This is a genomic window from Bacillus sp. RC252, from assembly GCF_044909215.1.
In the GTDB taxonomy this organism is placed as follows: Bacteria; Bacillota; Bacilli; order Bacillales; family Bacillaceae_G; genus Bacillus_A; species Bacillus_A mycoides.
The window spans coordinates 127633-149721 of record NZ_JBIYDV010000001.1 but is presented as its reverse complement, the minus strand read 5'-3'; the positions used below and the strand labels follow the sequence as shown (position 1 = coordinate 149721).

At 35.6% G+C, this 22089-nt stretch carries 22 protein-coding genes; 13 read left to right on the top strand and 9 right to left on the bottom strand.

The annotated features are described in order from the left end of the window. Positions 1–2 precede the first annotated feature (2 nt). Positions 3–641, bottom strand: coding sequence for an NAD(P)-dependent oxidoreductase (locus ABH960_RS00845; protein ID WP_240380753.1), 639 nt, complete (start codon positions 639–641; stop codon positions 3–5). Between the two features lie 300 nt (positions 642–941). On the opposite strand from ABH960_RS00845, the gene ABH960_RS00840 reads away from it, so the two are divergent. From ABH960_RS00840 to ABH960_RS00825, 4 genes are all read left to right on the top strand, one after another. Continuing rightward, entirely contained in the window at positions 942–2372 is a 1431-nt protein-coding gene (locus ABH960_RS00840; RefSeq protein WP_002191129.1) for an alanine/glycine:cation symporter family protein, read from the top strand. A 331-nt stretch (positions 2373–2703) separates the two neighbouring features. Next, complete coding sequence (locus ABH960_RS00835) at positions 2704–4146, top strand: alanine/glycine:cation symporter family protein (protein WP_033713841.1); 1443 nt, start codon at positions 2704–2706, stop codon at positions 4144–4146. Between the two features lie 300 nt (positions 4147–4446). Next, entirely contained in the window at positions 4447–5628 is a 1182-nt protein-coding gene (locus ABH960_RS00830; RefSeq protein ID WP_002089478.1) for a NupC/NupG family nucleoside CNT transporter, read from the top strand. Positions 5629–6123: 495 nt separating this feature from the next. After that, a complete protein-coding gene (locus tag ABH960_RS00825; RefSeq protein WP_000706851.1) occupies positions 6124–7305 on the top strand; it encodes a NupC/NupG family nucleoside CNT transporter in 1182 nt (393 codons plus the stop codon). A 43-nt stretch (positions 7306–7348) separates the two neighbouring features. On the opposite strand, the gene ABH960_RS00820 is transcribed toward ABH960_RS00825, so the two are convergent. The 3 genes from ABH960_RS00820 to ABH960_RS00810 all read right to left on the bottom strand — a co-directional run bounded on the left by ABH960_RS00820 (position 7349) and on the right by ABH960_RS00810 (position 9553). Next, positions 7349–8521: a DUF418 domain-containing protein gene (locus ABH960_RS00820; RefSeq protein WP_404441988.1), complete on the bottom strand. Its 1173-nt coding sequence runs from the start codon at positions 8519–8521 to the stop codon at positions 7349–7351. 148 nt (positions 8522–8669) lie between these two features. Then, positions 8670–9176 carry a ferritin gene (locus ABH960_RS00815; RefSeq protein WP_002015996.1) on the bottom strand — a complete coding sequence of 169 codons (507 nt, stop codon included), beginning with the start codon at positions 9174–9176 and terminating at the stop codon, positions 8670–8672. Positions 9177–9229: 53 nt separating this feature from the next. After that, positions 9230–9553, bottom strand: a complete 324-nt coding sequence (locus tag ABH960_RS00810; protein WP_001990794.1) for a MazG nucleotide pyrophosphohydrolase domain-containing protein — start codon at positions 9551–9553, stop codon at positions 9230–9232. Positions 9554–9626: 73 nt separating this feature from the next. Here ABH960_RS00810 and ABH960_RS00805 point away from each other — a divergent pair, with 73 nt between their 5' ends. Next, the gene (locus ABH960_RS00805) at positions 9627–10205 is read left to right on the top strand and encodes an LOG family protein (protein ID WP_001225748.1); all 579 of its coding nucleotides are present in this window, start codon (positions 9627–9629) and stop codon (positions 10203–10205) included. A 156-nt stretch (positions 10206–10361) separates the two neighbouring features. Continuing rightward, positions 10362–10604, top strand: a complete 243-nt coding sequence (locus ABH960_RS00800) for a hypothetical protein (RefSeq protein ID WP_404442602.1) — start codon at positions 10362–10364, stop codon at positions 10602–10604. Positions 10605–10622: 18 nt separating this feature from the next. Here ABH960_RS00800 and ABH960_RS00795 read toward each other — a convergent pair whose 3' ends face one another. The 3 genes from ABH960_RS00795 to ABH960_RS00785 all read right to left on the bottom strand — a co-directional run bounded on the left by ABH960_RS00795 (position 10623) and on the right by ABH960_RS00785 (position 13393). Then, positions 10623–10820, bottom strand: a complete 198-nt coding sequence (locus tag ABH960_RS00795; protein WP_002143682.1) for a hypothetical protein — start codon at positions 10818–10820, stop codon at positions 10623–10625. A gap of 504 nt (positions 10821–11324) precedes the next feature. After that, positions 11325–11765 (bottom strand): Dps family protein, encoded by a 441-nt coding sequence (locus ABH960_RS00790; RefSeq protein ID WP_404441985.1) that lies wholly within the window; start codon positions 11763–11765, stop codon positions 11325–11327. A 194-nt stretch (positions 11766–11959) separates the two neighbouring features. Next, on the bottom strand, positions 11960–13393 hold the full coding sequence (locus tag ABH960_RS00785; RefSeq protein WP_404441983.1) for an alanine/glycine:cation symporter family protein: 1434 nt from the start codon (positions 13391–13393) through the stop codon (positions 11960–11962). A gap of 409 nt (positions 13394–13802) precedes the next feature. Between ABH960_RS00785 and ABH960_RS00780 the strand changes: the two genes are divergently transcribed. The 7 genes from ABH960_RS00780 (at position 13803) to ABH960_RS00750 (ending at position 19878) form a co-directional block, all read left to right on the top strand. Beyond that, entirely contained in the window at positions 13803–14300 is a 498-nt protein-coding gene (locus ABH960_RS00780; RefSeq protein ID WP_001026068.1) for a cation:proton antiporter regulatory subunit, read from the top strand. After that, the gene (locus tag ABH960_RS00775) at positions 14301–15500 is read left to right on the top strand and encodes a cation:proton antiporter (RefSeq protein ID WP_002129832.1); all 1200 of its coding nucleotides are present in this window, start codon (positions 14301–14303) and stop codon (positions 15498–15500) included. An 81-nt stretch (positions 15501–15581) separates the two neighbouring features. Further along, positions 15582–16175, top strand: coding sequence for an undecaprenyl phosphate transporter UptA (gene uptA / locus ABH960_RS00770; RefSeq protein WP_000900199.1), 594 nt, complete (start codon positions 15582–15584; stop codon positions 16173–16175). Between the two features lie 136 nt (positions 16176–16311). Further along, positions 16312–16746 (top strand): DUF3920 family protein, encoded by a 435-nt coding sequence (locus ABH960_RS00765; RefSeq protein ID WP_002129830.1) that lies wholly within the window; start codon positions 16312–16314, stop codon positions 16744–16746. Between the two features lie 113 nt (positions 16747–16859). Further along, entirely contained in the window at positions 16860–17270 is a 411-nt protein-coding gene (locus ABH960_RS00760; RefSeq protein WP_404441980.1) for a MarR family winged helix-turn-helix transcriptional regulator, read from the top strand. A 50-nt stretch (positions 17271–17320) separates the two neighbouring features. Next, positions 17321–18019: a pirin family protein gene (locus ABH960_RS00755; protein WP_002129827.1), complete on the top strand. Its 699-nt coding sequence runs from the start codon at positions 17321–17323 to the stop codon at positions 18017–18019. 209 nt (positions 18020–18228) lie between these two features. Next, positions 18229–19878 (top strand): M4 family metallopeptidase, encoded by a 1650-nt coding sequence (locus ABH960_RS00750; RefSeq protein WP_002129824.1) that lies wholly within the window; start codon positions 18229–18231, stop codon positions 19876–19878. Between the two features lie 44 nt (positions 19879–19922). Here ABH960_RS00750 and ABH960_RS00745 read toward each other — a convergent pair whose 3' ends face one another. Further along, positions 19923–20240, bottom strand: a complete 318-nt coding sequence (locus ABH960_RS00745; protein ID WP_000082522.1) for a metal-sulfur cluster assembly factor — start codon at positions 20238–20240, stop codon at positions 19923–19925. Between the two features lie 120 nt (positions 20241–20360). After that, positions 20361–22052 carry a methyl-accepting chemotaxis protein gene (locus ABH960_RS00740; RefSeq protein ID WP_404441977.1) on the bottom strand — a complete coding sequence of 564 codons (1692 nt, stop codon included), beginning with the start codon at positions 22050–22052 and terminating at the stop codon, positions 20361–20363. Positions 22053–22089: the final 37 nt, after the last annotated feature.

Sequence of the window (22089 nt, the reverse complement as noted above, 5' to 3'; positions counted from 1 at the left end):
TATTACTCAGCTTCAGAAACAACTGTGAAGCGTTCGTTTACATGTTTTGGATTTTCGATTTCATCAAGTGCTGCAACTGCGAAGTCTTCGTAACTTACGTAGCTATCACCTTTTGAGTTAACAAGAAGGTTGTCTTTTCCGGCTGTATAAGAGCCTGTGCGTTTTCCTAATGCAAATAGTGCAGAAGGGCTAATGAATGTCCAAGTAATATCATTTGTTTGATTTAGGATTTCTAAGTTTTTACCTTGGTTTTGAGCTGTTGCAAGATATTCATTTGGGAAACCTGGCGTATCAAATACACGCGTTGTTTTCTCTTCGTCTACAAATAAGCTTCCAGCGCCGCCAACTACAAGTAATTTTGTGTTAGGTGCACCTTTCATAGCTTCAATTAGTACGTTTCCTGCATCTACGTGAAGATGTTCTTCTCCTGCTGGAGCGCCGAATGCATTTACAACTACATCAAATGCTTGTAGGTCATTAGATGTAAGAGCGAATACATCTTTCTCTAAAACTTTTATATTTTCTTCTGTAATTTTTGCAGCGTTTCTTACGATTGCAGTTACTTCATGTCCGCGATCTAATGCTTCTTTTAAAATACGACTTCCTGCTTTACCAGTTGCTCCGATGATTCCGATTTTCATAATAAATCCCTCCAAAGTGTTTTGTTAAAGTGTATATCTGAAAGTAAATGAATTTGTTGTAATAAGGTTTGTTACAACCTGATGTAATCATTATAGTTACAGGTTGGTGTTTTTGTCAATGGGGTAGTTTGTAGATTTACTTTTTGTTTTAGTATGCACAGTTAGAGGGAGGAGAGTCATAAAGATATTGTTACTTCGTGTCTGGCTAATATTTGGAAATTGCAAATTGTCGAAAAATGTTGATTTTTAAATGTTTTTTAAATATAATTCGTTTTATGGAGAAAAGGAGGGGTTAATTGTATGAATATTTTAGAGCAATTTGTTTCATCAACGAATACAATTCTTTGGTCATATATTCTTATTGCAATGTTAATTGGTTTAGGTCTTTATTTTTCTATTAAATTGAAATTCGTACAAATTACTCATTTAGGGGAAATGGTTCGATTAATGAGTGATGGATTAACTGGAAAGACACGTAAAAAGGGAAGTGTATCGTCATTCCAAGCATTTTGTATGAGTTCAGCAGCTCGTATTGGTATCGGGAACTTAGCGGGTGTAGCGCTAGCTATTTCTATGGGAGGACCTGGAGCTGTATTTTGGATGTGGGTTATTGCGATTATTGGGGCGTCTTCAAGTTTCGTAGAAAGTACGCTTGCGCAAATTTATAAAATAAAAGATGGCAGTGGCTTCCGTGGTGGTCCTGCTTATTATATGGAAAAAGGTTTGAATAAACGTTGGATGGGAATTTGGTTCTCTATCCTTATTACAATTAGTTACGGTTTAATTTTCAACTCAGTACAAGCAAATACAGTGACATTAGCATTTAAAAATGCATTTGGTATTGAGCGTTATGTTGTAGGGATTGTGCTTGCGGTATTGGTTGCGGTTATTATTTTTGGTGGTGTGAAAAGTATTGCGCGTATGTCAGAAATGATTGTTCCGCCGATGGCAATTATTTATATTGCAGTAGCTGTGTTCGTTGTTATTAAAAATTATTATTTAATACCGGATATGTTTACAGAAATCTTTAAAGGTGCATTCGGTTTAGATTCAGCTGTAGGTGGCGGTATTGGTGCTGCAATGAAGTTTGGTATTCAGCGCGGATTATTTGCGAATGAAGCAGGTATGGGTAGTGCGCCAAACGCGGCTGCAACAGCTGATGTAACGCATCCAGCTAAACAAGGATTTATTCAAACAATTGGAGTATTAGTGGATACATTCTTAGTATGTACATCAACAGCGTTTATCGTACTATGTTCTGGTGCGTATAAGGCAACAAATTTAGAAGGTATTGAATTAACGCAAGTCGCGCTAAGTTCACAAATCGGTTCGTGGGCAAGTAGCTTCTTAGCGATTATCATTTTCTTATTTGCTTTCAGCTCATTACTAGGAAACTATTATTATGGTGAAACGAATATTGAATTTATTAAACGAAGTAAAACTTGGTTAACGATTTATCGTATTGCGGTTGTAGGAATGGTACTATTCGGCTCTGTTGCGACGCTTCAAGTTGTATGGAATATGGCAGACTTATTTATGGGTCTAATGGTAATCACAAACTTAATTGCGATTACACTTCTTGGCCGATTTGCGTATGCTGCGTTGGCGGACTATGTGAAACAAAAGAAACAAGGAAAAGATCCGGTATTCAGTGCAGATTCTATTCCTGGTTTAACGAACACAGAGTGTTGGGATAAGCCGGCGGTAACAGATAAAGAAAAAGCAGTATAATAAAAAGGCGAGCATCGAGATGAATTCGATGCTCGCCTTTTTTGTTGTAGTAAATGATAAAAAGGGTGAGAGGTAATTATTAATATAATTTTTGTTTGTTCATTCCTCTCGTTATTTGTAGGGAACGTACTGTCTTAAAAGTATGACTGGTCGAATAGGATGAGTGATTGAGTATTGGATAAATGCACGTACTAGTTATATTTTCACGTAAAAAACATGTATGTTAGGAATCTTCACGTATCCATGTAATGAAACCTAACATAAAGTTCTTGATTACTAAAAGTTTTTAGAATATAATTTTCTTATTGTCATGAAGAGGGGGAACGCAATGATGGATTTTTTAACTCAGGTTATTGGGGATATAAATAATGTTCTATGGTCATATATTATTATTGCGATGCTAATTGGACTTGGACTTTATTTTTCTTTCCGAGTAAAGTTTGTTCAAATACGTTACTTTGGAGAAATGATTCGCTTACTTGGGGATGGAGCGAGTTCAAAAACAAGAAAAGCGCAAAAAGAAAAAAGTGGTGTATCGTCATTCCAAGCATTTTGTATGAGTACAGCATCTCGTGTAGGAACTGGTAACTTAGCTGGTGTGGCAATTGCGATTTCAGCAGGAGGACCAGGAGCTGTATTTTGGATGTGGTTAATCGCGGTAATTGGAGGAGCTTCTGCATTTGTAGAGAGCACATTAGCGCAAATTTATAAAGTGAAAGATGGGAACGCATTCCGCGGTGGTCCAGCGTATTATATGGAAAAGGGTTTAAAGAAACGCTGGCTAGGAGTTGTCTTCTCTGTTCTAATAACAGTTAGTTTCGGATTAATTTTCAACGCCGTGCAGTCAAACACAGTAGCCGCGGCTTTTGATGGAGCATTTAACACAGATGGTAAGTTTGTAGGTCTGTTTATGGCTGGTTTACTTGCAATCATTATCTTCGGCGGAGTAAAACGTATTGCACGTGCGGTTGAAATGATTGTTCCAGTAATGGCAATTATATATGTAGCAGTGGCATTATTCGTTGTTGTAACAAACATTACGGCAATTCCATATGTATTTAAAGAGATTTTCCTACATGCTTTCGGAATTAAAGAAGTAGTGGGCGGGGGATTAGGAGCTGCGATTTTATTAGGAGTAAAACGTGGATTATTCTCAAATGAGGCTGGTATGGGTAGTGCGCCAAATGCAGCTGCGACTGCAAACGTAACGCACCCAGTTAAACAAGGTTTCATTCAAACTTTAGGGGTATTTACAGATACATTATTAATTTGTAGTTGTACAGCATTTATCATTTTATTATCAGATGTGCCTGGAGCGGCTGATTTAAACGGAATTCAATTAACGCAACAAGCATTAAGTCAACATATCGGACCGTGGGCTTCTATATTTGTAGCAGTTGCAATCTTCTTGTTTGCATTTAGTTCATTGGTAGGTAACTACTACTATGGTGAAACAAATATTGAGTTTTTAAATGGAAGTAAAGTTTTACTAAATGTTTATCGAATCGCGGTACTTGGTATGGTTATGTTAGGTTCTGTAGCAACAATTCAAATTGTTTGGGACTTAGCAGATTTATTCATGGGTATCATGGCTATTATTAACTTAGTGGCGATTGTATTCCTTTCTAAGTATGCTTTCGCGGCATTATCAGATTACGTAAAGCAAAAGAAACAAGGAAAAGATCCAGTCTTTTATGCGGAGTCTATTCCGGGTTTAAACAATACAGAGTGCTGGGACAAGCCAGCAGTAGCAGATAAAGAAAAAGCTGTATAATAAAAAAGGAACGAGCATCAGAGAAATTTGATGCTCGTTTTTTTATGGTGATAAACTAAAGGAAGAGGGAAAATACGAACATTAATGAGTGTTTTATAATAAAATGTATTTTTTTTAAGAAAAGTGCGGATGTGAGTTATAATTTGTGTTAGAATGGAAAATGGCTTTGAGACAAGAGATTTTATGGCTTTTCATATCCGATTGAAGGTTTTGGAGGAGAAATGGAAAGTTCGGATTATTCCTTGTTTTGAGTAGTCAGACGTTCAACGTTAATGAAGAGTTAAATGGAGGATTTTATTAATGAAGTTTGTTATGTTTCTTGTAGGACTACTAGTTGTATTCGTACTCGGCTTTCTTATAAGTTCTGATCGTAAGAAGATTAAGTATAAACCAATCGCAATTATGCTTGTTATTCAGCTAGCGTTAACGTATTTCTTATTAAATACACCAATTGGTTATATTTTAGTAAAAGGAATTTCAGATGGATTTGGAGCACTTCTTGGATATGCGGAATCTGGAATCGTTTTCGTATTTGGTGGTCTTGTTAATAAAGGAGAGGTTTCATTCTTCTTAACAGCTTTATTACCAATCGTATTCTTTGCAGTGTTAATCGGAATTCTGCAACACTTTAAAATTTTACCGATATTTATTCGTGCTATTGGTACTATGCTAAGTAAAGTAAATGGTTTAGGAAAATTAGAATCATATAATGCAGTAGCGGCCGCAATTGTTGGGCAAGCAGAAGTATTTATTACAGTAAAAGATCAATTAAGTAAAATCCCAAAACATCGTTTATATACACTATGTGCATCTTCCATGTCGACAGTATCGATGTCGATCGTTGGTTCTTATATGAAAATGATTGAACCAAAATATGTAGTAACAGCACTTGTATTAAATTTATTTAGTGGTTTCATTATCATTCATATTATTAACCCGTACGATATTACAGAAGAAGAAGATACACTGAAGTTAGAAAATAAGAAAAAACAGTCATTCTTTGAAATGTTAAGTGAATATATTATGCTTGGTTTCACGATTGCGATTACGGTAGCAGCAATGTTACTTGGTTTCGTAGCATTAATTACAGCAATCAATAGCTTGTTTGATTCAGTGTTCGGTATTACATTCCAAGCTATTTTAGGGTATATTTTCTCACCATTAGCATTCGTAATGGGTATCCCGCAAGCGGAAATGGTAACAGCGGGGCAAATTATGGCAACAAAATTAGTATCAAACGAGTTTGTTGCGATGCTTGATCTAGGAAAAGTAGCTGGTGATTTATCAGCTCGTACAGTCGGTATTCTTTCTGTATTCCTTGTATCATTCGCGAACTTCTCATCTATCGGAATTATCGCAGGTGCAACGAAAGGGATCGATGAAAACCAATCAAACGTTGTTTCATCATTCGGATTACGACTTGTATACGGTGCGACATTAGTAAGTCTTTTATCGGCGATTATCGTTGGTGTTATGTTATAAAGTGAAACTTTAATCAGTGGGGGGGCTTTATCCCCCGCTGATTATTAGCTTTCACCAATCGGGCTTTTACGGGTAGTTAATCACCCACCTAACTTCTTTGTTTTCGCTGAATTTTGAGGTGGGGGTCTTACTGCCCGTTAAAGCGGGGTAAAAAAAATAGCCCTAGCTAGGGCTATTTTTTTATGGTAAATTTACATGAAAAAACCAATTATTTAGGAATATATTAACATATAAAAATATTTTAAAATTTATATTGCATTTCAATTAGTTAACGCTTACAATTTGATTTGTAGGTGGTATCAATTTCAGACTTTCAAGTATGGTAGGAGAGAAGAGGCTACCTTTTATAAATTGTAATTTATGTAAACGCTTACTGATTTTAGATAACAGTTGAATAATATTTAGGGGTTTAAATTTTTTTAACATTAATGGTCAGACGTCATTCGTTATACGTTATACGACCAATAACTCGTGGGAGAAGTGGAGGATTCATATATGAAAATAGTAATGTTTCTAGTCGGTTTACTTGTAGTGTTTGTACTAGGTTTCCTTATAAGTTCAGATCGTAAGAAAATTAAATATAAGCCAATTGCACTTATGCTTGTCATTCAATTGGTACTTGCGTATTTCTTACTAAATACAAAGGTCGGATTTGTGTTAGTAAAAGGAATTGCAGATGGGTTTGGCGCCATTTTAAAATTTGCGGAAGCTGGGGTTAATTTCGTATTTGGTGGTTTAGCGAACGATGGACAAGCACCATTCTTCTTAACAGTATTATTACCAATTATTTTCTTAGCAGTATTAATCGGGATCCTGCAACATATTAAAGTTTTACCGATTATCATTCGTGCAGTCGGTTTCGTATTAAGTAAAATTAACGGTTTAGGAAAACTAGAATCATATAATGCGGTAGCAGCTGCAATTGTTGGTCAAGGTGAAGTATTTATTACAGTAAAAGATCAACTAAGCAAATTACCGAAAAATCGTTTATACACACTTTGTGCATCATCAATGTCAACAGTATCAATGTCAATCGTCGGTTCTTATATGAAAATGATTGATCCGAAATATGTAGTAACAGCACTTGTACTAAACTTATTTAGTGGATTCATTATCGTTCATATCATTAATCCATATGACGTAAAAGAAGAAGACGATATTTTAGAATTACAAGAAGATAAGAAACAAACATTCTTTGAAATGTTAGGCGAATATATTATGCTTGGTTTTTCTATCGCTGTAACAGTAGCGGCGATGTTAATCGGTTTCGTAGCATTAATTACAGCAATTAACGGTGTATTCGATTCAATTTTTGGAATCACATTCCAAAGCATTTTAGGATACGTTTTCTCACCGTTAGCATTTGTAATGGGTATTCCAACATCAGAGATGCTAACAGCAGGACAAATTATGGCAACGAAATTAGTAACGAACGAATTCGTTGCAATGCTTGACCTTGGAAAAGTAGCTGGTGATTTATCAGCTCGTACAGTAGGTATTTTATCTATCTTCCTTGTATCATTTGCGAACTTCTCATCAATCGGAATTATCGCAGGTGCAACGAAGAGTATCGATGGCAAACAAGCAAACGTTGTATCATCATTCGGACTAAAACTTGTATATGGTGCAACGTTAGTAAGTATATTATCAGCGATTATCGTTGGGGTTATGCTTTAATAAATTAAGAAAAGCAATGAGCGTAGGCTCATTGCTTTTTTGTTTAACTTGCTTTATCCAAGCCTTTTTTAAATCGTGGTCTCTCTAAATAAGTTCCCAGTCTCCACACATATTCTACAGGCCCCATTCGGTATTTCTGTAGCCAATAGGTACTAACGAATAATTGAATCGTATAAATTCCAATGGTTAAAAGAATACCGAAGAAATAGCCGATTTTACCGTATAAGCCAAACCCATATGCGTAAAAAATGGTTGTTGCAATAATAGATTGTGCTAAGTAATTACTAACTGACATTTTTCCCATGTTCGCCATGTATGTTAGTAAGCGCGATGCTTTTTTGTAATGGAACAATAAAATAATTGTACACCCGTAAAGGAAGGTCATGGTTACGGGTGTAAAGCCATTTTGTAACATAATTAAAATCGGATGCTTTACGAACATGGTTAAAATTTTGATTGTAAAAGAAAAAATACCAGTAATAAGCCAGATTTTTTTGACAGCAGGTATATGTTTATCAATCTCAAATAGCCATCCCTTTTTTCCTACGTACATGCCGAGTAAGAAGAGTGGAGACATAAAAATTAATGCGAAAATTGACAGGATAACTAATCCGAAGATACCGTTAATTCCCATGTAATCAAAAGGATTTTCAGTTAATCTAAAGTTGATATGATCCATATAGCTTCCAGTTTCATGAACTTTATGCTCTTTTTCAATATAAGGTGCGACATCATTGAATGTGTTTGATGTTGGTTCAGATTGATAAGATGCGAACATAATGAGTGCTAATAAAATGGATGCCCAAATGAGTAACGTTTTTGGTTTTCGATTGATGAACATCATTAAGAAAATCCCGACAATCCCGTAGGCAAATAAAATATCTCCCTCCCAAACAAAAGTGCCGTGAATGTAGCCTAGTAGTAAAAGAATGCTAATACGCCTTATATATGTAGGGAAAAACTTTTTTCCTTTTGCGATAATACTTTTTTGTAACAAAATAATGCTAAGCCCAAATAAAAAAGAGAATAGGGAAATAAAATTCTGTGTGCCGAAAAATTGAATAAACCAATTAGCACTTTCATCGAGTTTTCCGAAAATATAAGTGGGTTTTTCATTAGCGAATAACCCGAATTGAATTAATGTTATATTAACAAGTAAAATGCCAAATAAAGCGAAACCACGAATGGCGTCAACAAATTCTACACGTTGGTTCATTTTTTCTCTCCTCGTATATTGTTTTATATTGAAAATAATACCATTTATTTACTGTTGTTATGTCAAATACAAGGAAATTTAAGGTGATTTTAAGCTAGAGAGAAAATAAAAAAATCACCTTAATCCATTCATTAAGGTGATTGAAATATTATTCAGCTGGAGGCGTAAATGTACGTTTTTCTAGTTCAGCATCTAGCATAAATAGTGCGTTTGAATCGCTTGTAATACGTTTTAATTTTTGGATGATGCTATCAAATGAAGCTTCTTCTTCTACTTGCTCGTCAACGAACCATTTTAAGAAGGTAATTGTTGCGTGTTCACGCTCATCCCAAGCGATATCAGATAAGTGATAAATGCGCTTCGTTACTTCACGCTCGTGCTCAAGTGCTACTTCAAAAGCATTCAATACAGACTCATATTCGTTATTAGGATGATCAAATCCAGTAATAATAGCGCGCTCGCCGCGGTCATTAATATAGTTGTAAAGCTTCATTGCGTGGAAACGTTCTTCTTCAGCTTGTACAAGGAAAAAGTTAGCGAATCCATCATAGCTCTCAGCTGTACAGTAAGCAGCCATTGCCATATAAGCGTGGGCAGAGTAAAATTCAAAGTTCATTTGTTCATTTAATGCGTCGTGCAATTTTTTAGATAACATAAAATCCCCCTTATTATTGTGACAATAATATTATATCATAATTGATAACATTCTCATTTAGATGTTTCAAACCTTTTCGAAAGCTTTGTGACGTGTGCTTCCATAATGTCCTGCAAATCTAAATCATATTTTTGCGAAAGAATAATAAGATTAGATAGTACATCACCAAGTTCTTCTTTTAGTTCTTGTTTTAGCTCTTCTTCTGTTTTCGCATCTTCATCAGGACGATCGCGGCCGATTTCAATAGCGCGAACAACTCGTGAAACTTCCCCAACTTCTTCAGTTAAGAAATTTAAGCGAATAAAGGCATTATACTGTGACCAGCTTCGTTTTTCGTAAAATTCCTCAACCCATCTTTGAAATGCAACGATATCCATTTCTTCCTCATCCCTTCAATATGTTGTACAATGTCAATTGTATCATAACAATATATAGTTTCGGGGTGTAGGAATGAGAAAGATTTGTGTGTTTGCAGGTTCCAATTTAGGGGAGAGACCAGAATTTAAAGAGCAGGCAATCCAGTTAGGCAAAATGTTTGTTGAGAACGACTATGAGCTCGTATACGGTGGTTCATGCGTTGGATTAATGGGAGAAGTAGCAAACGAAGTTCTTCGTTTAGGTGGACGTGTAACAGGTGTTATGCCGCGCGGTCTATTTCGAGGAGAAATCGTACATACAGGATTAACAGAATTAATTGAAGTAGAAACAATGCATGAGCGCAAGGCGAAAATGGCAGAGCTTGCGGATGCTTTCATTGCATTACCAGGCGGATATGGAACGTTTGAAGAGCTATTTGAAGTTGTATGTTGGTCACAAATTGGTATACATAATAAGCCGGTTGGTTTATTGAACATAAAAGACTTTTACGGACCAATTTTGCAAATGGTTGAACGGGCAGCAGAAGAAGGCTTTATGAATCCATCGAATAAAGAGTTAATCGTTTCCGCTGAGACGGCAGATAAACTAATTCATGAAATCCAAAATTACGAGCGTCCTGTCTTGGGGACGAAGTGGAAGCAATTATCATAGTACATTTTTATAGCGATTTATAGAAACACATGTCTTTTTATCGTAAAAAGGCATGTGTTTTTAATATAGTTAAATATATTAATATTAAAATATTAAGTTTTCAAAAAGGAGAAATAGATGGAGGAGTTTGTGTAGTTACGTCCTGTTTTTAAAAGTATTTTAGCAGCGTCTATTCTTGTTATGCTAATTGTTTTAAGACAGAAGAAAGAGCTGATTAATGAGTTTTCGCTTTGGTTTATTTCGGTTATATGTATTGGTGTTTCTGCGATAACACTTGTTATGCTAGGATTTATTGCTGATGAATATAGTTTAGGTGGCGATGTGCAGTCTTCTAATATGTTTATTGGGATTGTTTTGATCAGTGGTCTGAATTTCGTTATTTACTATAGACGGAAATAAAAAGGAAGGCATTCCATATTACTTTGGAATGCCTTTATCATTTTGATTACTTTGTTTTTTATACAGGTGCCAGCCACCCCAGCCGCCACCAATTGCTACAACAACGAGGAAAGCATAGTCTTTAACCTCGACACGTATATTGAAAATATTAGCTATAAGTAAGAGAATCCCAACTGTTATTAACGCAAAAAATGCTCTAATTAAGTAGTCTTTCAACTGAACCACTCCCGTCATTTAAGTCGTAAATGATGAACTTGGAAAAGCTTTTTTGGATCTAATTACTAAAGGGTGTTTCCTATATTTTAACATAAAAGAGATTGTAATATATTGATAAAAGTAGAGGCGGGGAGTGTTATTATTGTCGTGATTTGTCGGTAAGTCGATATTCTTTGTTGAAACGTCGATATATTGCGAGTTACGATCGATATAATGAAAAAAGCGACTCTGAACGAGCCGCTTCCGCTTTTAGTGGTATCTAGCTCCAGCGGCTAGAACAGTCGGTTGTTTCACTCCTTCATTCGAGGCAAAAAGCGCCTCGGAATCAGGAGTTCCAACACCCTCCTGTTCTGAACGAGCCGCTTCCGCTTTAAGTGGTATCCAGCTCCTGTGGCTAGCTCTTCGTGTCTAAGAACCTTCCACATAAGAAGGCAAAAAGCGCCTTCTATGTGAAAGAACCTTAGCCAGTCAGAGCTGAACGAGCCACCTCCGCTTTAAAATCTATTATTGATTCAAGAACGCGCGTAGCATCCAAGCGTGTTTTTCTAGTTCTGTGTAGATGCCTAGTAGTAGGTCAGATGTCATTTCGTCATCAGAGTTTTGAGCGATTTCCATGCCTTTTTTCAGTTCGACTAGCATCATTTCGTAGTCTTTCATGATTGCTTCGACCATTCCTTCTGCAGTTTCTCCGTAAGCTGCTTCTTGAATAGAAGATAGTTCTAAGTATTCTTTCATTGTTGCTACTGGTTTGCCGCCAATTGCTAAAATACGTTCTGCAATTTCATCGATGTGAGTAGCTGATTCTGTGTAAAGCTCTTCAAATTTTTCATGTAGTGTGAAGAATTGAGGTCCTTTTACGTACCAATGGAAGTTGTGTAATTTTGTAAATAAAACGCTCCAGTTTGCTACTTGTTTGTTTAATGCTTCGATTACTTGTTTGTTCATTATGATCAATCTCCTTTTGAGTTATTATGTTATATGAATTACTAATTTATAATTATTATAATCTAGTAATTTGTATAAATCAACCCTTTCGCTGGAATTAATTTGAACAAATTATGAACTGTTGTAAATAAAACTCCCTATTACTGTGAAGTAATAGGGAGTTTTATTTGATATATAGCTTCTGCTTTTAATTATTATACTGCTTGCTTATTTTCTTCTACATCCTGTCCATCCCAACACTCTGTATTCTTTAAGCCAGGGATAGAACTTGCAATGAAAACAGGATCTTTTCCTTGTTTCTTTTGCTTTATATAGTCTACTAATGCCGCATAGGCGAACTTGCTAAGGAATGAGATGGCAATTAAGTTTGTAAATACCATTAGTCCCATAAAGAAATCAGCTAAACTCCAAACCGTTTGAAGGGCAGCGATAGATCCGAAGAACACCATTCCGACAACTGCAACACGATAAATCAGTAACCATGTTTTGCTTTCTTTAATGAATGCGATATTTGTTTCACCATAATAGTAGTTTCCTAGTAATGAGCTGAAAGCAAATAAGAAAATGATAATCGCTAAGAAAGTGCTTGCCCACGGTCCAATTTGTGAACTTAATGCTTGTTGTGTTAATTCAATACCTTCTAAATTCGATCCTTTGTAAAGTCCAGAACATAATACGATAAACGCTGTTGATGTACATACTAAGAATGTATCTACGAAAACACCTAATGCTTGAACAAGTCCTTGTTTTACAGGGTGAGATACATCTGATGTTGCTGCTGCATTAGGAGAGCTACCCATACCAGCTTCTGTTGCGAATAAACCGCGCTGAATTCCGAACTTGATTGCTGCTCCAATACCACCAGCGAGGGCTTGGTCTAAACCGAATGCACTGTTAAATATTTCTGTAAAAATGCTTGGTAACATATTGAAGTTGTTAATAACGACAAAAACAGCTACTCCGATATAAATGATTGCCATTGGAGGAACAATCATTTCTGTAATACGTGAAATGCTCTTGATACCACCAAAAATAATAACTGCAACTAATAAAGCTAATAGAGCTCCTACGATCGTTCGCTCTAGTCCAAAAGCATTTTCAAATGCTATTGTTACCGTGTTTGCTTGTACAGAATTGAAAATTAATCCGTACGCAACTGTAATAAGAAGTGAAAACCAAACACCCATCCAGCGTTTGTTTAACCCTTTTTCCATGTAATACGCTGGTCCACCACGGAATCTGCTTCCATCTTTTACTTTATAAATTTGCGCGAGCGTACATTCTACAAAACTAGTAGCTGCTCCAAGGATAGCGATAAACCACATCCAAAATATTGCCCCAGGTCCACCCATTGAAATGGCTAATGCTACACCAGCTAAGTTCCCGATACCAATACGTGCTGCTGCACTTAAGCAAAATGCTTGGAATGGAGAGATGCTATCTTTCTTTTTTTCTTTTCGATTAAATCCTTTACTAATTAAACTGACCATCTCACGGAAATGAGTAATTTGGACAAATTTTAATTTGAAAGAGAAATAAAGACCGAAGCCGATTAACATTGCAATAAGAATATATGACCATAAAATATTATTCGTTACCTCAAGGAATCTGCTAAAGATATCAACCATATAATACACTTCCTTTTTTTCGTAATAAGAAAATTATATGCAAAAAATATACCAGAATCAATTTTTCTAAAAAATCATGTTACTTAAATGTGTTTTGTGTTATGATTATGTTACATCGTAATATTTTTAGAATTATTTACATTTTAAAAAACTAAATTTAAAGCGAAAAAGAGGGGATAATTTGAAAGAAGAATCTTTATTGAAAGTAAGTCTTAAGAGTTTGAAAATAAGAAGTAATTTATTTTTTATCATTACATCTTTAAGTATCTTTTTAGGAGCCACTTATTATTACAATAAAAGATTTCCAAGTCATAGGTATCCTGAATGGTTAGAATTTCTAAAATTGATTGGATGAACAAAAGACAGAAAAACAGAAAATTAAAATAAAGAAGTTATGGAGGAGCTAAATATGAATATTAGAGAAAGTGAACTTCCGGGTATTGGTTATAAATTTCAAATCGTTACGAAAGGTAACGAAAAGATGGTGATCGTCATTCATGATGATGGGCGTAGAGAAATGTATCATTTTGATTCAGATCATGAAGAAAGCATCTCAAGTATTTCATTACGTGACTCAGAGGCGAGACAAATTGCAGCAATATTAGGTGGAATGGTATACAAACCTAGGGCATTAGAAAATGTTGAGATGGTCTTTGAAGGTTTAGCAATTGAGTGGTTTAAAGTGGAGAATGCAGCTCCGGCAATCGGAAAAACAATTGGCGACCTTGAAATAAGAAAAACATATAGCGTAACGATAATTGCAGTTATGAAAAAGAATATGAAAAAGCTATTTAATCCAGGTCCAGACACGGTGATTGAAGAAGGAGATATGCTTGTAGTTTCTGGTGAGAGAGAAGAAATTAAAAAGATTATTAATGAATTACTTTCGAATAGGGGGACTGACTAGATGGATACTTTAATTTTTGAAGTTGGTACAGCTTTAGTTTTAGTAGCAATTGCGGCGGTAATCGCTGGAAAGTTTAAATTCTCAGTAATTCCTTTTCTAATTGTTCTTGGCATGTTAGTAGGTCCGCACGCGCCGACAATAGGTGTTATCGATCTCAAATTTATTGAAAGTGCAAGTGTGATATCCTTCCTTGGAAGGATTGGTGTTCTGTTCCTTCTTTTCTATCTGGGATTAGAGTTTTCGATGAAAAAACTAATTAAATCTGGACGTTCTATCGCGATTGGCGGAACAATCTATATTTTGATTAACTTTTCACTAGGATTATTATACGGATTTATAATGGGATTCCCGTTACTCGAAATCTTAATTATTGCGGGTATTATTACGATTTCTTCTAGTGCTATTGTCGCAAAGGTATTAGTTGATTTAAGAAGAACTGGTAATAATGAAACCGAATTAATTTTAGGAATTATTATGTTTGAGGATATATTCCTTGCTGTATATTTATCAGTAGTTTCTGGCTTAGTTCTTGGGGATCACGCTTCCTTCTTAGGTGCCCTTACTTCAATTGGAATTGCTTTAGGATATATGCTTCTATTCTTTATTGTGGCTAGAAAAGCAACGCCGTTATTAAATAGATTGCTCAATATTAGTTCAGATGAAATTTTTATTATTGTAGTATTTGCTTCGTTGTTCTTTATTGCAGGTTTTTCAGAAACAATTCACGTTGCAGAAGCAATCGGGGCACTTCTTTTAGGGTTAGTTTTCTCTGAGACAGAGCATAGTGATCGAATTGAACATCTTGTTGTTCCATTTAGAGACTTCTTCGGAGCTATCTTCTTCTTCAGTTTCGGATTAAGTATCGATCCGTTTTCATTGGGCGGAGCAATATGGTTAACGTTAGGTGCTGTACTTCTGACGATAATCGGAAACTTTGTAGCAGGGATGATTGCAGGAAGACAAGCTGGATTATCTCATAAAGCATCAACAAATATTGGATTAACAATCGTTTCAAGGGGAGAATTCTCAATCATTATGGCTAATATCGGTATCGCGGGTGGGTTAATGTCGGTATTGAAACCATTCTCAGCACTATACGTGCTTATACTATCGATCTTAGGTCCACTTCTGACGAAAGAGTCAAAGAATGTATATAAATTTTTAAATAAAATCTTTAAGTGGGATACGAAGACTAGATAAATTTTGAAAAAATAAAAGTACAAGATATTTACTGCTTGTACTTTTATTTTTTGCAATGAAAACAGTAAAGAGAGGTAAATGATGTTAGGAGAGTTGATTCATTCAGTTTTAGTTTTTCTAGAAGGACTTGGTTATTGGGGAATTATGCTGGGATTAATGATAGAGGTTATCCCAAGTGAAATCGTATTATCTTATGCAGGTTATTTAGTATCAACAGGAAGCATTACATTTTGGGGGGCTGTCGCGTTCGGTACAATTGGTGGTGTAATCGCACAACTATTCATTTATTGGATCGGTCGATACGGAGGAAGACCTGTTCTTGAGCGATATGGAAAATATATTTTGATTCAGAAGAAACATATTGATTATGCTGAAGCGTGGTTTAATCGTTACGGAACTGGTGTTATTTTTACAGCGCGTTTTATTCCTGTTGTGCGTCATGCTATTTCGATACCAGCGGGTATTGCGAAAATGTCACATGCTAAGTTTATTACGCTAACTACACTAGCTGTTATTCCATGGTCAATTGTATTTGTATATTTAGGTTTTAAATTAGGAACAGAGTGGGAAAGTATTAATAAAGTAGCTGGGCCATATGTGAAATACTTTGCACTTGCTGCTATTGTTTGTGCAATTGGTTATTTTATATTAAAAAAAATGATGAAAAAAAAGTGATTACGGAAAAAGAATCTATGCTGACATAGATTCTTTTTTATTGTCATTTTTTAAAGGATGAAAGTGTATGTTTAATATTTACCATATTGTGGCATATATATAGGAAAAGGGAGTTTAGGAAGGGGATTATTGAGAAATGGAACTCCAGTTTCAAAATGTATATCAACAAGTCGAGAATTGGTATGTGTTGGATTCGGAGCTTCCTTGGGATGTCAAAAAGTTAAGAAATGATTTGTTTTCTCTTATTGAAGTAAGTGCAACGCCAGTTATTTTTTGTGATACGTGTGATGCGAATCATGTACTTTTATCATTAGGAGAAGAAGAAGAGGAGTTTTTATTCCCAGTAGGTGGTTTTTATCATAAAGAAAAACAATTAATTTTCGTTTGTATGTGGGAAGAATATGAGCAAGTGCTCAAAACGCTATTGCATGAATTCAGGCATGCGATGCAGCATAAGGACGATGTACTATATGTTGGAAATGAACTATACGAAGAAAGATGGATTGAGAAAGATGCGAGGCGTTTCGCGGAGAGGAAGCTAGATGAATATAAAAATAGAAATTTAATCTGAAGCATAGTGGAGAAAAATCACTGTGCTTTTATTTATTGCTAATTAAAAATAAGTAGTTGACCTTTAATAAGTTTAGTTCTAAACTAATAGTATCAAATGAGCGAGGTGATGGAATGAAAGCAGGGGAAAGACTTGGAGTACTATTATGGTTTCGTTTATCACGCTTTTATAATAGAAGTATTCGTGAGACGAATCAGCATTTGAAAAAGTGGAATGTATCTGCCGCTCAGTTTGATGTATTAGTTCAAATTGGAGGAAACGATCGTTTAACGCAGCAAGAACTTGGAAATAAGTTGTTTGTTACGAAAGGAAATGTTACTCAACTTTTAAATAAGATGGAGCAACTAGATTGGGTTCAGCGTGAACAAGAAGGTACTACGAAATATATTTCATTAACAGAAAAGGGAAAGGTTCTATATGAAGAAATAGTCCCGCCGCAAGAAACATTTCAAGCAGAGCAATTTGATAAGTTAAATAGAGAAGAACAAAAACAATTATTAGAATTACTGAAGAAGTTGCAGTGATAAAATTAAAAATAATTATCTCGATTTCGAGATAATATGAGGTGAAGGATATGTTTAGAAAAGTTGATCATAAAAATATGGGAAGAGCAAATCACGGTTGGTTAAATACACATTTTCATTTTTCCTTTGCAAATTATTATAATCCAAACAACATGAATTTTGGAGCAGTACGTGTTATGAATGATGATTTAATAGCGCCACAAACTGGTTTTGATATGCATCCGCACCGTGATATGGAGATTATCTCTTACGTTATAGATGGTGAATTAACACATGAAGATAGTATGGGGAACCGCGGGATAATTGAGCGTGGGCATGTTCAATATATGAGTGCAGGTACTGGTGTATTTCACAGTGAGCATAACTTAGGAAGTGAAACATTACGGTTATTGCAAATTTGGATTTTACCAGACCGCGACGGTCATAAACCAAACTATGGTGAGTTTAAATTTGATTGGAGTAAACGTGAAAATGAGTGGTTCCATATGGTATCTCCTTCTGATGGAGATGCACCAATTCATATTCACCAAGATGCAAATTTATATTCTTTATCATTAGAAGCTGGTAAAGAAATTCATTTCCCTGTTAAAGAAGGACGTCAATTGTACATTGTACAAATTGAAGGTAGCAGCGTTGTAAACGGTGAAACACTTGTAATGCGTGATGCAGCGGAGGCTGTAGAAGAATATATTCGCATTCAAGCGAAAGAGAAGTCTCACTATTTAGCAATTGAAATGAAAATGCAATAAAGTGAGGCTTTAATCAGTGGTGGCTTTCCAGCATATAAATAGCGGAATGAAAAGTTATAGGAAAGAGGACATCGTTTTTCGATGTCCTCTTTTTGGTGAGTTTAATTATCAGAAAAAACTTTCTCAATTTTTGAGAGCAGGTATTAGAGAGATTATTCAGAATATTTATAAAGGTGTTAAAAACTTTTAGGGAAATGGGGAGTGTTAGATTGAAAAAGCAAGTAATTTCATCAGCATTAGCATTAACTGTTATCGCAAGTGGGTTTGGGGCATTTGGAGCAACTACGACGAAAGCAGAAGAGCAAAAAATCCAGTATCACCAAGAGTTTAAAACACCAGCTTACATAGGTGAAGAATGGAAAGCGCCGGAAGGACTAGATAAAAAAGAGACGGTCTTTCAATATTTAGAGAGTAAAAAAGATATGTTTAAACTAGCAGGAAATATTGACAAACATTTCAATATCGTTGGTGAAGAAAAAGATGCTGAGTCTGGTACAACACATGTGAAGTTAGTTGAGAAGCATAATAACATTCCTGTGTATGGTTCAGATCAAACAGTTACGCTTGATAAAGAGAACAATGTAAAAGCATTTTTCGGACAAGTTATTCCGAGTTTAGATGATAAAAATATTCCTACATCTGCAAGTATTAGTGCGGAACAAGCAGAAACGATTGCAAAAGCTAATATTGAGAAAGAAATTGGTAAAGTAAAGAATTATGATGGTGTGAAAAAAGATTTATATGTGTATGAAAAAGATGGTCAATACTATCTTGCATATCTTGTAAAAGCGTCGGTTTCGAAACCAGCTCCAGGATATTGGCATTACTTTGTTGATGCAACAAATGGAAATGTTATTGAGAAATATAATGCTGTAGATAACATTACTGGATTTGGTTACGGAGTATTAGGTGCTAGACAATCATTTGAAATTGCTCAAGATACGAAAACAGGAGCGTTCAACTTATTTGATGGTACACGAGGACAAGGTGTCCATACATTTGATGCAGAGAATATGAACGAAGACTGGTTTAATTTATTCTCACAAATTCTTGGATATACAGGAGAAGAAATTGGAAGTAAATCTAAGTTCTTCGAAGATAAAGCGGCAGTTGATGCGCATGTGAATGCAGGAAAAGTATATGATTATTATAAAAAGACATTTAACCGTAACTCTTTCGATGATAAAGGTGCAAAACTTATTTCTGCTGTTCACGTAGGTGAATCTTGGAATAACGCAGCGTGGAACGGTGTACAAATGATGTATGGTGATGGAGATGGTAAGACATTTATTCCATTATCAGCTGGGCTAGATGTTATTGGCCACGAATTAACGCATGCTGTAACTGAACATACAGCAAACCTTGTATATAAAAATGAATCAGGAGCGTTAAATGAATCGTTATCTGATATTATGGGCGTCATGGTTGAGAAGAAGAGCTGGGATTTAGGTGCTGATATTTATACACCTGGTAAACCTGGAGATGCACTTCGTTCTCTAAAGGATCCAGCATCTATTCCAAACCCATTAAAACCAGGTGAAGGTTACCCAGATCACTATAATAAACGTTATACTGGAACAGCTGATAATGGCGGCGTTCATATTAACAGTAGTATTAATAATAAGGCGGCGTATTTAGTGTCTGAGGGCGGCACGCATTACAATGTGAAAGTAACTGGAGTGGGCCGTGAAGCGACAGAAAAAATTTACTATCGTGCTCTTACAAAATATTTAACTGCAAACTCTGATTTCAAAATGATGCGTCAAGCTGCACTTCAATCAGCAGAAGATTTATTCGGTAAAAACTCTAAAGAGGTACAAGCTGTAACGAAAGCTTATGACGCTGTAGGAGTAAAATAATAAGAGAAAAAAGACCTGACTGGATTGTCAGGTCTTTTCCTTATTTAGTCACGAATACCTAATGCGATTTTCGCCATACGCGACATACGTTCTTTTGTCCATGGCGGATTCCATACAACGTTTACTTCTATTTCATTTACTTCAGGTACGTTCGTTGATAATACTTTTTTAACGTCTGATACGATTTGGCCAGCCATTGGACAACCGATAGAAGTCATCGTCATTGTAATGACAGCATTATTATTTTCATCCGCTGTAACGTCATAAACTAATCCGAGATTGATAATATCAACACCTAGCTCAGGGTCAATAACAGCTTCTAAGTTTGCATATAACTTTTCTTCAAATGCTTGTTGTGACATGTGTAGCACCCCCTAAATATTAATGATATCGGTTCTCATTATAACGGATATGCGGGATAAGTGCAGGAAATGAGCTCAAAAAAATATTCCTCCCTGAGAGAGGAATATTTTTTTGAAAAGCTATTCAGTTTTAAAATGAGATACAAGCTGATCTAATTCTTCAACTGTTTGTTTCATTTGTGTTGCAGTGAGAGTCATTTCATTCATCACGATGACTTTCTGTTCAGCAGATTGTGCCGTTGCGGCTGTTTCACTAGATACTTCATTTGAAATAGAAGCGATGTTATTAAGTGAAGCGTTCATTTCTTCAGCGCTTGCAGCCATTTCTTCAGCAGTTGCTGATATGTCTTGCATTTGAGTTGATACTTTATTTACTTGTTCAACAATTGTTGTGAAAGAAGTACCAGCCTCACGAACGACAGTAATGCCTTCAAATGCTTCAGAGCGGCCTTGAGACATCATAGAGCTAGCAGTTTCCGTATCATTTTGAATTTGATGAAGCAATTGGTTAATATCTTTTGCCGCTGTTTTTGATTGTTCCGCAAGTTTACGAACTTCATCAGCTACGACAGCAAATCCTTTTCCTTGTTCACCAGCACGAGCCGCTTCAATAGAAGCATTTAAAGCAAGTAGATTCGTTTGCTCAGCGATATTAGAAATAGATTGTACAGCCGTATCAATATATTTCGTATGGGTGATTAGACGTTCGACTACTTCTGATGTAGCATTTACAGCTTCATGTATCGTTGTCATTTGTGAAACAGATTTTTGGATAACAGTACTTCCGTCGTTAGCGTGTTCATATGTAGCTACAGCAAGTTCGGCTACAGATGAAGCAGATTCAGCGATACGCTGAACACTTATTGCCATATCATCCATCGCAGTCGAGCTTTCTTCCATACTAGAAGTTTGCGATTGAATACTTGAATTTAAGTTGGACATCGAGCTTTGAACTCTTATTGTTGCCTCGCGTGATGTATTAGTCTTTTCTAGCATATTTTCAGAAGCTGTTTGTACTTCTACAGATGTTTTTTGAACACGATTAATGATATGCTGCAAGTTTTCTAACATTTTATTAAATGATGTAGCAATAGCACCGATTTCATCATTGCTATTTACTTGTAGACGGGCTGTTAAGTCGCCTTCTTGAGAGGCTAATTCTTTTAGTTTAGTATCAATTTGTTGAATTGGTTTTACAAGCTTACCAGAGAACCACCATGCAAGAATAATTGCAGTTACAATACAAATAACAAGTGATAAGAAGACAACATATTCAATTCGTAGTGAAGATTGATCGATTTTTTCAATAGATTGTTCACGTAATTTAGCTTGTTCATTAGTGTAATTTGTGAAATCACCGATTACTTTATAAACAGTGCCATTCTCTGTAGAAGCTACTTGTAAAGCTTCTTCCCATTTTTGTTCTTTTGCAAGAGTGAATACTTTCTCTTCAATGAACTTTCTCCAAGTGGATCCTAATTCCATTGTGCTTTTCACGGACTGAGAAGTGTTAGGGTTAGAAAGAAGTTGCCCTTTTGTATCTTCAAGACGTTTACTCATCTCATTAAACTTGTCTAATTCGACTTGATCATGTTGTAGTAAATAACCTCTTAAAGCAGAAAGTTGTACTTGATAAGCGTCTCCGCGCTCTTTCAATTCTGTTGCAAGAGGAGAAATTTCTTTTTGTAATGTTTCAGCTTTATGAGACTGATCCATGGTAAAGAATAAAATAAAAGCTAAGGCGATGCCGAATAAAGCGCAAATCATTCCCATCATGAACATTAGTTTTTTTCGAATGCTAATAAAATTCATATGATAAAAATCCTCCTTGTAAAATCTTAGTATTAGA